At 61.8% G+C, this 13,172-nt stretch carries 11 protein-coding genes; 5 read left to right on the forward strand and 6 right to left on the reverse strand.

Going from position 1 to position 13,172, the window contains the following annotated elements; translation table 11 throughout:
• The first annotated feature begins 126 nt into the window (after positions 1–126).
• Positions 127–1,035 carry a DMT family transporter gene (locus AB4N91_RS19165; protein WP_010462074.1) on the forward strand — a complete coding sequence of 303 codons (909 nt, stop codon included), beginning with the start codon at positions 127–129 and terminating at the stop codon, positions 1,033–1,035.
• 109 nt (positions 1,036–1,144) lie between these two features.
• Here the strand turns inward: AB4N91_RS19165 and AB4N91_RS19170 are convergent, their stop codons facing one another.
• The 6 genes from AB4N91_RS19170 to AB4N91_RS19195 all read right to left on the reverse strand — a co-directional run bounded on the left by AB4N91_RS19170 (position 1,145) and on the right by AB4N91_RS19195 (position 8,629).
• Positions 1,145–2,725, reverse strand: a complete 1,581-nt coding sequence (locus tag AB4N91_RS19170; RefSeq protein WP_154913975.1) for an aldehyde dehydrogenase (NADP(+)) — start codon at positions 2,723–2,725, stop codon at positions 1,145–1,147.
• Between the two features lie 42 nt (positions 2,726–2,767).
• Complete coding sequence (gene araD1 / locus AB4N91_RS19175; protein WP_154913977.1) at positions 2,768–3,763, reverse strand: AraD1 family protein; 996 nt, start codon at positions 3,761–3,763, stop codon at positions 2,768–2,770.
• 71 nt (positions 3,764–3,834) lie between these two features.
• On the reverse strand, positions 3,835–5,010 hold the full coding sequence (locus tag AB4N91_RS19180; RefSeq protein WP_010462080.1) for an L-rhamnonate dehydratase: 1,176 nt from the start codon (positions 5,008–5,010) through the stop codon (positions 3,835–3,837).
• Between the two features lie 313 nt (positions 5,011–5,323).
• Positions 5,324–6,328 carry a 4-hydroxythreonine-4-phosphate dehydrogenase PdxA gene (locus AB4N91_RS19185; RefSeq protein ID WP_010462082.1) on the reverse strand — a complete coding sequence of 335 codons (1,005 nt, stop codon included), beginning with the start codon at positions 6,326–6,328 and terminating at the stop codon, positions 5,324–5,326.
• Positions 6,325–7,296, reverse strand: a complete 972-nt coding sequence (locus AB4N91_RS19190; protein ID WP_010462085.1) for an amidohydrolase family protein — start codon at positions 7,294–7,296, stop codon at positions 6,325–6,327. Before AB4N91_RS19190 ends, AB4N91_RS19185 begins: the two co-directional genes overlap by 4 nt.
• Positions 7,289–8,629 (reverse strand): MFS transporter, encoded by a 1,341-nt coding sequence (locus tag AB4N91_RS19195; RefSeq protein ID WP_154503548.1) that lies wholly within the window; start codon positions 8,627–8,629, stop codon positions 7,289–7,291. The genes AB4N91_RS19190 and AB4N91_RS19195 overlap by 8 nt, the downstream gene beginning before the upstream one ends.
• Before the next feature lie 377 nt (positions 8,630–9,006).
• Between AB4N91_RS19195 and AB4N91_RS19200 the strand changes: the two genes are divergently transcribed.
• The 4 genes from AB4N91_RS19200 (at position 9,007) to AB4N91_RS19215 (ending at position 13,146) form a co-directional block, all read left to right on the forward strand.
• Positions 9,007–10,023, forward strand: coding sequence for a Bug family tripartite tricarboxylate transporter substrate binding protein (locus AB4N91_RS19200; protein WP_077749158.1), 1,017 nt, complete (start codon positions 9,007–9,009; stop codon positions 10,021–10,023).
• A gap of 52 nt (positions 10,024–10,075) precedes the next feature.
• Positions 10,076–10,609, forward strand: a complete 534-nt coding sequence (locus AB4N91_RS19205; protein ID WP_010462091.1) for a tripartite tricarboxylate transporter TctB family protein — start codon at positions 10,076–10,078, stop codon at positions 10,607–10,609.
• Positions 10,606–12,135 carry a tripartite tricarboxylate transporter permease gene (locus tag AB4N91_RS19210; protein WP_010462093.1) on the forward strand — a complete coding sequence of 510 codons (1,530 nt, stop codon included), beginning with the start codon at positions 10,606–10,608 and terminating at the stop codon, positions 12,133–12,135. The genes AB4N91_RS19205 and AB4N91_RS19210 overlap by 4 nt, the downstream gene beginning before the upstream one ends.
• 69 nt (positions 12,136–12,204) lie before the next feature.
• Complete coding sequence (locus AB4N91_RS19215; RefSeq protein WP_077749159.1) at positions 12,205–13,146, forward strand: LysR family transcriptional regulator; 942 nt, start codon at positions 12,205–12,207, stop codon at positions 13,144–13,146.
• Positions 13,147–13,172: the final 26 nt, after the last annotated feature.

The following is a 13,172-nucleotide window of genomic DNA, read 5'->3' on the forward strand; positions in this document are numbered from 1 at the left end:
GAGCTTAGCCAGTGAACCGGGTGCAGGAGAAGCGTAATTTTCGGCTCGAGTTAAATGCTCGTTTTTCGGTTGCCATGGATAAGGCGCTCGGCAACACTCTCGTCCCCATCAAGGAAGGAGTGCACCGTGAGTCCTGTCGATATTTTCCGATTGCTGTCGCTGGCCGCGATCTGGGGCGCGAGCTTTCTGTTCATGCGCATCATCGCCCCCGTGATTGGCACAATCCCCACGGCCTTTTTCCGCGTGTCGATTGCCGCCGTCGGCTTGCTGGTGATTCTCGGCCTGATGCGCATCAGCTGGGACTTCAAAGGCAAACTCAAGACGGTGATGCTGCTCGGGGTGATCAACTCCGGGATTCCGGCGACCCTCTATTCCGTGGCCGCCCAAGTGCTGCCGGCCGGTTACTCAGCGATCTTCAACGCCACCACGCCGCTGATGGGCGTGTTGATCGGCGGCCTGTTCTTCCATGAAAAACTCACCGCGGCCAAGCTTGGCGGGGTGTTCCTCGGGCTGTTTGGCGTAGGCGTCCTGACCCGTGCCGGTCCGGTGGCGTTCGACATGGAATTGTTGATGGGCGCCGCCGCCTGCCTGCTCGCCACCACCTGCTATGGCTTTGCCGGGTTCCTGGCCCGCCGCTGGCTTGACCACGCCGGCGGTCTCGACAGCCGTCTTTCAGCGCTGGGCAGCATGCTCGGGGCGACGCTGTTCCTGTTGCCGTTGTTCGGCTACAGCGTGATCAGCCAGCCACCGGCAAGCTGGGGCGGCTGGAACGTCTGGTTGTCGTTGCTTGGATTGGGACTGATGTGTACCGCCCTGGCGTACATCATTTACTTCCGCCTGCTCAGCTCGATCGGGCCGGTGAGGTCGATGACCACGACCTTCCTGATCCCGCCGTTCGGGGTGTTGTGGGGGGCGCTGTTGCTGGATGAGCCGTTGTCGATGGCGCATATCTATGGCGGGGTGTTGATTGCGGCGGCGTTGTGGCTGGTGTTGAAGCCGGCGGTGGTGAAAGTGGCTGAGGTGACTGCCAAGTAGTTTGGCGGTGTGGCTGATGACGCCTTCGCGAGCAGGCTCGCTCCCACAGGATTTTGTGTTCACCGCAAATCCAATGTGGGAGCGAGCCTGCTCGTGAAGGCGGTAGAGACTACAACGCTGCCTGACTCACCTCCCCATCCACCAACCGTCGAATCCCCAGCGGATTGGCGTTCTGCAACGCCTCGGGCAACAACGCATCCGGGTAATTCTGGAAGCACACCGGCCGCAGGAACCGGTCAATCGCCAAGGTGCCAACCGATGTGCCGCGCGAATCAGACGTCGCCGGATACGGCCCGCCATGCACCATCGCCTCACACACCTCGACCCCGGTCGGGTAGCCATTGAGCAGAATCCGCCCGACCTTTTCCTGCAGCAACTCCGCCAGCCAACGGTACTCCAGCAACTCGTCCGTCTCGCCAATCAGCGTCGCCGTCAATTGCCCGCGCAGACCGTGCAACGCTGCCGCCAGCTGCGCCCGGTCCTCAAGCTCGATGATGATGGTGGTCGGTCCGAACACCTCTTCCTGAAGCAGCTCATCGCCCTTGAGCAACAGACTGACGTCAGCCTTGAACACCTGCGGTTGTGCCTGATTGCCCTGTTGCGGCTTGCCCGCCAAGTGCGTCAGCCCCGGATGTTCGTGCAACTCGCCAAGGCCTCGGCTGTAACTGACCAGCGCGCCGGCATTGAGCATGGTCTGGGCCGGTTGCTGGTTCATGCTGGCGCAAAACGTTTCCAGGAACTGGCTGAACTGCGGCGAACGCAAACCGATGACCAGGCCCGGGTTGGTGCAGAACTGCCCGCAGCCCAGGGTCACCGACCCGGCCAGTTGCGCAGCGATTTGCTCACCGCGAACCTTGAGCGCTTCGGGCAGCAGGAACACCGGGTTGATGCTCGACATTTCGGCAAACACCGGAATCGGCTGTGGTCGGGTCGCGGCCATGTGGCTCAAGGCATTGCCGCCCTTGAGCGAACCGGTGAAGCCCACCGCCTGAATCGCCGGATGCTTGACCAGCCATTCACCGACACCCCCGCCGTAGATCATGTTGAAGACGCCGGGCGGCATTTCGGTGCGCTCGGCGGCGCGGATGATCGCGTCCGCGACCCACTCGGCCGTCGCCATGTGCCCGCTGTGCGCCTTGAACACCACCGGGCAGCCGGCGGCCAGCGCCGAAGCGGTATCGCCACCGGCGGTTGAAAATGCCAACGGAAAGTTGCTGGCACCGAACACGGCGACAGGCCCCAGGCCGATGCGGTACTGACGCAGGTCCGGACGTGGCAACGGCTGGCGATCCGGCAGTGCCCGATCAATGCGCGCGCCGTAGAAATCGCCGCGACGCAGGACCTTGGCAAACAAGCGCATCTGGCCGCTGGTGCGTCCGCGCTCACCCTGGATACGCCCGGACGGCAATGCGGTTTCGCGGCACACAGTGGCGACGAAGTCATCGCCCAGAGCATCGATTTCATCGGCGATGGCGTCGAGGAACTGAGCGCGTTTCTCCGCGCTGAGGTTGCGGTAAACCGGGTAGGCAGCGGCCGCAGCGCTGGCTGCGGCGTCCACTTCCGCTTCAGTGGCCTGGAAAAAACGGCCCGGCAGCGCTTCGCCCGTCGTGGCATCGAGGCTTTGCAGCTGTTGCGTACCGTTGGCGCTGCGGCGACCGCCGATGTAGTTGTGTCCGAGTAGCGTGGTCATGAGTGATCCCTTGACCGGCCGACAACGCCGGTGATTGAAGACTTAAAGCGTGCGCACCTGGCCGATGGCCAACGGCTGGGCACTTTCGCCGATGCCGTTTTCCAGGGGCGCGCCAAACTCATCGAGGCTGATCTGGAAGCGATCGCCCGGCTGGGTTTTTATCCCGTCGGCAAACGACAACGTTGCGGTGCCGAAGTAATGCACGTGGACATCGCCGGGACGCAAAAACTGCGCGTATTTGAAGTGGTGGAATTCGAGGTTGGCGAGGCTGTGGCACATGTTGTCTTCGCCGCTGAGAAACTCCTTTTCCCAGATCGTTTCGCCGTTGCGCTTGATCCGACTGGTGCCTGCAAGGTGCTTGGGCAACTCGCCGACGCGCAGCTCCGGACCGTAGGCGCAGAAACGCAGTTTCGAATGGGCGAGATACAGGTAATTGCGCCGCTCCATCACGTGGTCGGAGAACTCGTTGCCCAAGGCATAACCGACGCGGTACGGCTGGCCGTCGTCGCCGATCACGTAGAGGCCGGTCAGCTCGGGTTCCTCGCCGGCGTCTTCGGCAAACGGCGGCACAGGGAAATCCGCGCCGGGGCGCACGACGATGCTGCCATCACCTTTGTAGAACCATTCCGGTTGCGCGCCGACCTGCCCGGCCGCCGGTTTACCACCCTCCAGGCCCCATTTGAAAATGCGCATGGTGTCGGTCATGCCGGCTTCGACCGCGCCCTCCTGCTGGTGCATTTTGTCCCGCGCCGAGGCGCTGCCCAAATGGGTCAGTCCGGTGCCGCTGATCAGGCAATGGGCCGGGTCTTCGTGGTCCAGCGGTGGCAGGACTTTGCCCTGCTGCAACAGCTGGGCGTAATCCGGTCCCGGTTCGGTGCCGCGCAGTGCGACTTCTTCTTGCAGGCTGCGTTGGGCACGAATCGCCGCGAGGGCCAGTTCACGGGTACTACGGGTGCCTTGCAGCATCTGGATCTGCGAGCCCTCGACGAGACCCACCTGGCGTTCACCGGCAGTGTTTTCAAATTGAATCAGGCGCATGACGGCCTCCAGAAAGTCGTGGATGTGTGGGAGGGGATTAGCGAAACGTCGCACCGCCCTTCACCACCGGATCACTCGATGATGTTGAAGTCGCTCAAGTACTCATCGGAGATTTCCAGGCCCAGGCCGGGCTTGTCATCGTCGAGCTGGATGTAGCCGTTGACCGGTTGCGGCTCGCCCTTGAACACGTAGTAGAAGAGTTCGTTGCCGACCTCGACGTCAAATACCGGGAAGAACTCGGCCATCGGCGAGGCGGTGGTGGACATGGTCAGGTGGTAGTTGTGCATCTGCCCGGCGTGCGGGATCACCGGCACCGACCAGGCTTCGGCCATGGCGTTGATCTTCCGCGCTGCGGTGATACCGCCCACGCGGTTGGTGTCGTACTGGATCACGTCGACGGCGCGGCGTTCCAGCAGGTCTTTGAAGCCGTAGGAGGTGAACTCATGCTCGCCGCCGGAGATCGGCATGATCCCCATCTTCTTCAGCTCGATGTAGCCTTCGATGTCGTCGGCAATCACCGGCTCTTCCAGCCAGCGTGGTTCGAATTCAGCAAGTTTGGGCAGCATGCGGCGGGCGTATTCCAGGGTCCAGCCCATGTAGCACTCGAGCATGATGTCGATGTCGGGACCGGCCAGGTTACGCAGGGCACGCACTTGCTCGATGTTCTTGCGCATGCCCGCCGGGCCGTCTTTCGGGCCGTAGCCGAAACGCATTTTCAGCGCGGTGAAACCCTGGTTCAGATAGCCCTGGGCCTCTTCGAGGAACAGGTCGAGGTTGTCATTGGCGTAGAGCTTGGAGGCGTAGGTCCAGATCTTTTCCTTGGTCCGGCCGCCGAGCAGTTTGAACACCGGTTTGTTCACGGCTTTGCCCATGATGTCCCAGATCGCGATGTCGATCGCCGAGATCGCCGCCATGCCGATGCCTTTGCGGCCCCAGGCGTGGCTCTGGCGGTACATCTTCTGCCAGATGTATTCGTTGTCGAACGGGTCTTCGCCAATGGCAATCGGCGCCAGGTAGGTGTCGATGATTTCCTTGGCCACACGCGGCGCCAGGGCGCAGTTACCGATGCCGACGAGGCCGGTATCGGTCTCGACTTCCACCACCAGCCAGCCATGGAAACGGAACGAGCCCATGGCGTCGCCACGTTCGAACAGGATGTCGCTGGCGTTGGTGCAGAAGTGTGCTTGAGGCGGAACGACTTTGCCTTTCCACTCAAAAACGCGGGTACGGATGGCTTTGATTTTCATGAATACAGTTCCTTGCGCTGCCGGCTTTTTGTAGTTGTCGGGTCGCTGCACAAAACCGCGCGGGGGGCGGGTTCCGGCATTCGATGGAGCGACTTTAGCCAGCGCTCGGGGGTGCGGATAATCACTTATGCGTATCCGGCGATAACCTGCGGTGATAGGAAAAACCGAATAGTGAGTGGATAGGGTTATCAGCCACACACAAAACAAATGTGGGAGCGAGCCTGCTCGCGAAAGCGGTAGTGCAGCCACCTTTTTAGTGACTGTCAGACCGCTATCGCGAGCAAGCTCGCTCCCACAGGGGATCAGTGTTGTGTCAGTAGTTGTTGGTGCCCATTCGGCAGGCGATTTCGAAGGCCTGGCGAATCGCGCCGACGTTGGCCTTGCCCTGCCCCGCGATGTCGAAGGCGGTGCCATGGGCCGGCGTGGTAATCGGGATCGGCAAGCCACCCTGCACCGTCACGCCTCGGGAGAAGCCCATCAACTTGATCGCGATCTGCCCCTGGTCGTGATACATCGTCACCACCGCGTCAAAGGCACTGGCATCGCCCTGGACCTTGAGGAAAATCGTGTCCGCCGGGTATGGCCCTTCGGCCGCAATCCCCAGCGCCTGGGCCGAACGAACCGCCGGGCCGATGATGTCCAGTTCTTCGCGTCCGAACGAGCCGTTGTCGCCGTTGTGCGGGTTCAGCCCACACACGCCAATGCGCGGTTTTTCCAGGCCGTTGCGCTTGAGCGCGGTGTCGATCAACTGGATCGCTTCCACTACCCGCGTCTGGGTCAGCATGCCTGGCACTTGCGCTAATGCCACGTGGGAGGTCACGCGGGAGGTCCAGAGGTTGTCGAGCACGTTGAATTCACAGAACGGCCCGTGAAAATCCAGCAGCTCGGCGAACCAGTGCAGCTCATCGCTGTGGGCCATGCCGGCCATGTGCAGCGAGGTCTTGTTCAACGGCCCGAACAACACCGCGTCGGTGGTCCCGGCCTCGGTCAGGCGCAGGGCTTGTTCCAGCGTGTCGAGGCTGTAGCGACCGCCGATGACACTGGCTTCACTGCGTGGAAATTCACCGACGGTGTCTCCGCGAAAGTCATAGAACAGCGGCGTGTCATCATGAAACTCCAACTGATCCAGCGACTCGACGCGACGGTAAGGAAACTCCGTCCCGGCGATGCGCATGCCGCGACGCATTTCGGCCTCGTCGGCGATCAAGATCACATTGGCCTGGCTGCGCACTTCAGGCTCCGCAAGCAGGCGTGCGATCAGTTCCGGGCCGATGCCTGCCGGGTCCCCCAGCACCATCGCGATGGTTGTTTTGTTCATGCTTCACTCCTCAAGGGTTCAGGCCATTGGCGATCAACGGCGCAAGGCTCGCAGCGATAAACCCGCTGCGCGTTGCTGTAGAACAGTCGCTCCTGATCGGCGCTCGGCAGATCAGCAACGATGGATTTGAAACCGCTGTAGATGTCGTCGAACGAGCCGCACAGGCTGTCCACCGGGAAGTTGCTGGCGAACATTGCCCGGTCAGTGCCGAACATGGCGATCACTTCACGCACGATCCAGGCGTTGTCCTTGGCGCGCCATGCCTGGCCCCTCTGGCCAAGGCCGGAAATCTTCACCTGCACATTTGGCCATTTGGCCAGCCGAGCCATCGCCAGGCGCCAACCGGCCAGGCCTTCGGCGCTGCGGTCATTGGGCAACCCTGCGTGGTTGAGAATCAGCGTAGTGCCGGGAAAGTCCCGAGCCAGCCGTTCGGCTTCGTGCAGGTTCCACCAGGGGGTCTGCAAATCGAAGTGCAACCCCAGCCCTTCGAGGGCGGCAAAACTGCGCCGCCAGTGTTCGTCGCTCATCAGGCTGCGCACATGACCAACCTGCGCCGGTGAAGTCGCTCCACCCGGTTTGTGACGCACGCTGCGCACGCATTTGAAACTCGCTTGTTCGGTCAGTACCGCGAGGGCGTCCGGGTGGTCGAGCCAGGCCTGCGCCACGACCGCATTGGGTACGCCGTAACGGGCCGTTAGACTTTCGATAAAAACGGTTTCGCCAATCGGGTCTTGCGGGTCCCATTCGGTCTCGACGTACACCGTTTGCACCACACGGTGCGGGCCGGCGTCAGCGAAATAGTCCTCAGGAAAATAGCGCCGTTTAATCGCACTGTAGTCGCCGTAGCGGAACGGGATATTGGCTTCGGGCGCCAGCCACGGATGGTCATTGATCGTTGGGTCCCAGAAGTGATGATGGGCATCGATGATCGGACCGTTCCATGCTTCGCCAGATAAGTGTTCAGCCATGGCGCACCTCGTCGAGACTGATGAACAACGTCGCCAGCACAAAGACTGCCGAGCACACGGCAAAGAACCCCAGCACCGGCGCAAAACCTCCGGTCATTTGCACAATGATGCCCACCAGGATCGGCACCGCGATCCCGCCGGTGCTGCCGGCCATGTTCATTACGCCGCCGATCAACCCGACCCGCGCCGGTGCCGCCAGCAATGCCGGGAAGCTCCAGTAGAGGCTGCCCCACATCAGGAAAAACGCGGTCATGGCCAACAACGCCACGGCGGCAAACGGATTGCTCAGCGTCGGCAACAACAGAAAGGCGCCGAGGGCGACCACACCGGAAAACGCCAGCAGGCTCTTGACCGCCACGCCACGGCTGACACCCTTGCGGATCAGCCCGTCGCAGAGAAAACCACCGGTCAACGAACCCAGGGCCCCGCACACGAAAATCACGAAGGTGGCCGCGCCGATGCCTTTGATATCGAAGCCGCGAGCCTGGGCCAGATAGCTCGGGCCCCAGGTCAGCAAACCGAAATACACCATCGCCCAACTGGCACGGCCGATCAGCAAGCCGCTCAGGGAACGGGCCGCGATGCCCAGGCCTTTGACCGGCACACGGGCGGCTTCGGCAGCCGGCGTCGCGCGCCCGGCGTTGATCTTCTCCAGTTCTTCGGCATTCACTTGCGGGTGAGTGGCCGGGTCATCGCGCAGATAACGCCTGGCCAGCCAGGCCAGCACCAGGGTCGCGATACCGGCAATCACGAAGGCCAGGCGCCACGAATCCAGGGATGCAATCAGGTAAGCAATGATCAACCCGCCCAGCGCCACGCCCAACGGGCTGCCGCTGTCCATCAGCACCGCGCCGCGACTGCGTTCGCTCGGCGCCAGCCACAGGGAAATCAGCTTGCCACCGGACGGGAACAACGGCGCTTCGGCGGCCCCGAGTGCAACGCGGGCGAACAGCAATGACAAGCCGCCGGTCGCAAACGCCGCCAACACTTGAAAGGTGCCCCACAACCCGGTGGACCAACTGATGACCCGATGCGGGCCGAAGCGATCGATCAGCCAGCCGCCGGGAATCTGCAACAGCGCATACGCCCAGAAGAAACTGCTGAGGATCAGCCCTTGCATGCTTGGCGACAGGGAAAATTCATGGGCAATGGTCGGCATGGCGATCGACAGCGAGACCCGGTCGATCAGGTTGACCATGGTCAGCGCGAAGACGATCGCAAAGATCCGCCAGCGCACGTTGCTGGCTTTGGTGGTGCCGGCCAGGGGTGTGGCCGCGTTGATCGGTTGGGCAGCTGCGCCAGGCAGATGCAGGGAAGCACTGGGACGAGCCATGGTGCGTACCTCGTTTCTTATTGTTGTGAATGCCGTGCGTGGTCGGTTCGCCGCGCTGATGAGCACTATCGAAGGCTCGGTGATAACCGTCTAATCAATGATTGAGATACGGCGATAGCCTCGGGTTATGGCATACCGCGCTTTCAGGGGGCTTTCATCGCCGGCCACCATGACTGACTTTCCTCTCAAAACGCTCTGGCACACAGTTTCCAGCCCTCGTCACGTATTTGCCCCTGATGACCTATAACCGCAGGCTATCGGTGTATGTATTGTTTTGACTAGACGCCGAAGCGGAGGCTTCCCACACTCAGTCCAGGCTTGCAGCTTTTGAGCACCGACAAGTCATTCATAACAATTACAAAAAACGAGGCCCTTCCATGCGAAATGCATTCGTCCGTCGCACATCCCGTCTGTTTCTTGGCTGCACACTGGTCGCCGCCGGCGCCCTCCCCGCACTCGCCAACGCTGCCTGGCAGCCGGACAAGAACGTCGAAATCCTCGTTGCCGGCGGCCCCGGCGGCGGTACTGACCAGCTCGGTCGGCTGATCCAGTCGATCATCACCACACACAAGTTCCTCGACGTGAATACCATCGTCCTCAACAAGGGCGGCGGCAACGGTGCCGAAGCGTTCCTTGACCTGAAAATGAACAAGGGCGACCCGGAAAAACTGGTGATCGGCACCAACAACATCTACCTGTTGCCGCTGGTTTCCAAGCTTGGCTATCAATGGCAGGAGCTGACTCCCGTGGCGGCCGTTGCAGAGGACGACTTCATTCTCTGGAGCTACAAGGATGCCCCCTGGAAAGACGCCAAAGGCTTCTACGAAGCGGCCAAGACTGATCCGTCGAAACTGCGCATGGGCGGCAGTCAGTCCAAGGATGTCGACCAGACCCTGACCCTGCTGCTGAACCAGACCAACAACAGCAAACTGGTGTACATCCCGTTCAAGAGCGGCAGTGAAGCCGCGACCCAACTGGCCGGCAAACACATCGCCGCCAACGTCAACAACCCCAGCGAAAGCATCAGCCAATGGCGCGGCGACCAGGTCGAACCGCTCTGCGTGTTCAGCAAGGAACGCATGAGCTACACCGAGAAAGTCGCGGGTGATAAATCCTGGGCCGACGTTCCGACCTGCCACGAACAAGGCCTGGGTATCGATCAATACCGCTTCCCGCGCACCGTGTTCATGCCCGGCGACGTCACCGCCGAACAGCGGGCGTTCTATGTCGAGCTGATGCGCAAAGTCACCGAGACTCCAGAGTTCAAGGCCTACGTGAAGCAGAACGCGCTGGTGCCGACGTTCCTCGAAGGCGAGCCGCTGACTGCCTACATTGAGAAAGACACCGCCCGCGTCACCCCGGTGTTCAAAGAAGCCGGCTGGCTGAAAAACTGAGTTGTTCACGGCCGTGCGCGTGCGCACGGCCGTCACCTCTGGAGGTGCTTTCATGTCCCATTCTTCGGATTCACCGGCGCTGGTCGGTACCCGCTGGGTCGAACTCGGCCTGACACTCTTCACCACGCTGATCGGCGCGGTGGTGATGTTCGGCAGTCTCGAACAAGGTATCGGCTGGGGCGATTCAGGCCCCGAGCCGGGTTACTTCCCCTTCTACATCGGATTGCTGTTGAGCGCCGCGAGCGTGGGCAACGGCGTGTTGACCGTGGTGCGCTGGCACGCCCTGAGCATTGCATTCGTCAGCCGCAGTGCATTCAAGCAAGTGCTGTCGGTGTTCATCCCGATTGCGCTGTTCGTCGGCGCCATGCCGTTCACCGGCATTTACGTGGCCTCGGCCTGCTTCATCGCCTGGTTCATGTGGCGTGACAAGGTGCGCGCCAAGCCTTACGGCAAATGGATGATCGGCACCGTGTCCCTCGGCGCGGTGCTGGCCAGCTACCTGATTTTCGCGTTGTGGTTCAAGGTCCCGCTGGATGCCGGCCCGATGGGCGACTGGATTGCACTGGCCGGGAGAAGTTTCAAATGAGCGAATTCGATTCCCTGCTGCAAGGCATGAACCTGATCCTCACCCCGGGCCACATCGGCCTGATGGTGATCGGCGTGCTGCTGGGCATTCTGGTCGGCGTATTGCCCGGCCTCGGCGCCCCCAATGGCGTGGCGTTGTTGCTGCCGCTGACCTTCACCATGTCGCCGGTGTCGGCGATCATTTTGCTGTCGTGCATGTATTGGGGCGCGCTGTTCGGCGGTTCGATCACCTCGATTCTGTTCAACATCCCCGGTGAGCCCTCATCGGTGGCGACCACGTTCGACGGTTACCCGATGGCCCGCGAAGGTCGCGCTGCCGAAGCGTTGACGGCCGCATTCAGTTCGGCGCTGATCGGCGCGCTGGCCGGGGTGTTGCTGCTGACCTTCCTGTCGACCAAGATTGCCGCATTCGCCATGTCTTTCAGTTCGCCGGAGTTCTTCGCGGTGTATCTGTTGGCGTTTTGCACCTTCATCGGCATGAGCAAGAATCCGCCGCTGAAAACCGTGGTGGCGATGATGATTGGTTTCGCCATGGCCGCCGTGGGCATGGACACTGTCTCCGGCAACCTGCGCCTGACCTTCGACCAGCCCGCGTTGATGACGGGCATCAGCTTCGAGGTGGCCGTGATCGGCTTGTTCGGGATCGGCGAAATTCTCTGCACCGTCGAGGAAGGCCTGGTGTTTCGCGGCGAGCATGCGCGCATCACGCCGATGGTCATCCTGCGCACCTGGGCCAAGTTGCCGCGTTACTGGTGGACGATCCTGCGCAGCACCCTGGTCGGTTGCTGGATGGGCATCACACCGGGTGGCCCGACGGCGGCCTCGTTCATGAGCTACAGCCTGGCGCGGCGCTTTTCGAAGAACCGCGAGAACTTCGGCAAGGGTGAACTCGAAGGCGTGATCGCCCCGGAAACCGCCGACCACGCCGCCGGCACCAGCGCCCTGCTGCCCATGCTGACCCTCGGCATTCCCGGCTCGGCCACTGCGGCGGTCATGCTCGGCGGGTTGATGATCTGGGGCCTGCATCCTGGCCCGACGTTGTTCGTCGAGCAGCACGATTTCGTCTGGGGCCTGATCGCCAGCATGTACCTCGGGAACGTGGTCAGCCTGATCGTGGTGCTGGCCACGGTGCCGCTGTTCGCCTCGATCCTGCGCATTCCGTTCTCGATCATTGCGCCGATCATCATCATGGTCTGTGCCATCGGTGCCTACTCGGTGCACAACTCGTTCGTCGACGTGGTGTTGATGCTGGGCTTCGGCGCGCTGGGTTATCTGTTCAAGAAACTCGGTTACCCGATTGCGCCGCTGGTGCTGGCGGCGGTACTGGGCGACAAGGCGGAAGATGCGTTCCGTCAGTCGATGCTGTTCTCCGACGGCCACGTGGGGATTTTCTGGTCCAACCCGTTAGTGGGCTGCCTGACCACGGCGGCGTTGCTGATGCTGTTCTGGCCGTTGATTTCCAAGGCGCTGGGCACCCTGACGGGGCTGCGCAAACCCCAGGTCGCCAAGCCTAAATCGGTGCTGTAACACGGCAATGCTGGCAACGCCTGGCATTTGTTGTCAGGCTTGCCGCAGTCCTAATTGCGAGCACGGCCCATGACCCGAATTCCTGCTGCCAATGTGATCCACAGTCGACTGCGTCTGCGCCAACTGCGGCTGATGCTGGCGTTGCAGGAATTCGGCTCGTTGCGCCGCGCCGCCGACCACATCGGCATGACCCAGCCGGCAGCCACCAAGATGTTGCACGAAGCCGAGGACTTGCTCGGCGTCGAACTCTTCGAGCGTCTGCCCCGGGGCATGCGCTCGACCCCGTTCGGGGAAACCGTCATCTACTACGCGCGCATGGTGTTTGCTGAACTGAGCGGCATGCGTGAAGAACTGGTCGCGCTCGAATCCGGCAACCTTGGCCGGGTTGCGGTCGGTGCGATTCCGGCGCTGGCCTCGGGGCTGTTGACCCGCACCATCGCGACCTTGAAGCAAAGCCATCCACGCTTGTCGATGAGCATTCAGGTCGACACCAGCGACGTGCTGGTGCAGGCGCTGTTGCAGGACCAGCTGGATATCGTATTGGGCCGGATTCCGGCGGGCGCACGGGCCGAAGAGTTGCTGTTCGACAGCCTCGGCGAAGAAGCCTTGTGCGTCATCTCCGGCGCGCAGAACCCGTTGGCGAAAGAGAAAAACCTGAGCTGGGCCGAGTTGCAGAACATGACTTGGGTGCTGCAACAGCAACCGAGTCCGATGCGTGCGATCATCAATCAGGTATTCCACAATGCGCGGGTCGACATCCCCAGCAGCATCGTTGAGACCACCTCGATCATGACCTTGCTGTCCTTGATCCAGCAGACCGACATGCTGGGCGTCACACCGGTGTCGGTGGTGGAGGATTACCCGGGCCGTGATTTGCTGGCGGTGTTGCCGATCAAGTTTGAAGCACGGCTGCCGCCGTACGGGCTGATTACCCGCCGTCACCGCATTCAATCGTCAGCGATGCAGGCGTTCATGAATTCGGTGCGGGCCGAGCACGCGCTGACCAAATAAAAAAGGCCCGGAGCCAATGCTCCGGG

The sequence above is a fragment of the Pseudomonas sp. H3_D04 genome (genome assembly GCF_054669175.1).

Excerpts from the sequence above, each read along its gene's own strand:
- AB4N91_RS19180 (WP_010462080.1), bottom strand. The coding sequence starts at position 5,010 with ATGAAAATCAAAGCCATCCGTACCCGCGTTTTTGAGTGGAAAGGCAAA.
- AB4N91_RS19215 (WP_077749159.1), top strand. The coding sequence starts at position 12,205 with ATGACCCGAATTCCTGCTGCCAATGTGATCCACAGTCGACTGCGTCTG.
- AB4N91_RS19190 (WP_010462085.1), bottom strand. The coding sequence starts at position 7,296 with ATGGCTGAACACTTATCTGGCGAAGCATGGAACGGTCCGATCATCGAT.
- AB4N91_RS19170 (WP_154913975.1), bottom strand. The coding sequence starts at position 2,725 with ATGACCACGCTACTCGGACACAACTACATCGGCGGTCGCCGCAGCGCC.
- AB4N91_RS19200 (WP_077749158.1), top strand. The coding sequence starts at position 9,007 with ATGCGAAATGCATTCGTCCGTCGCACATCCCGTCTGTTTCTTGGCTGC.
- AB4N91_RS19210 (WP_010462093.1), top strand. The coding sequence starts at position 10,606 with ATGAGCGAATTCGATTCCCTGCTGCAAGGCATGAACCTGATCCTCACC.
- AB4N91_RS19205 (WP_010462091.1), top strand. The coding sequence starts at position 10,076 with ATGTCCCATTCTTCGGATTCACCGGCGCTGGTCGGTACCCGCTGGGTC.
- AB4N91_RS19195 (WP_154503548.1), bottom strand. The coding sequence starts at position 8,629 with ATGGCTCGTCCCAGTGCTTCCCTGCATCTGCCTGGCGCAGCTGCCCAA.
- AB4N91_RS19185 (WP_010462082.1), bottom strand. The coding sequence starts at position 6,328 with ATGAACAAAACAACCATCGCGATGGTGCTGGGGGACCCGGCAGGCATC.
- araD1 (WP_154913977.1), bottom strand. The coding sequence starts at position 3,763 with ATGCGCCTGATTCAATTTGAAAACACTGCCGGTGAACGCCAGGTGGGT.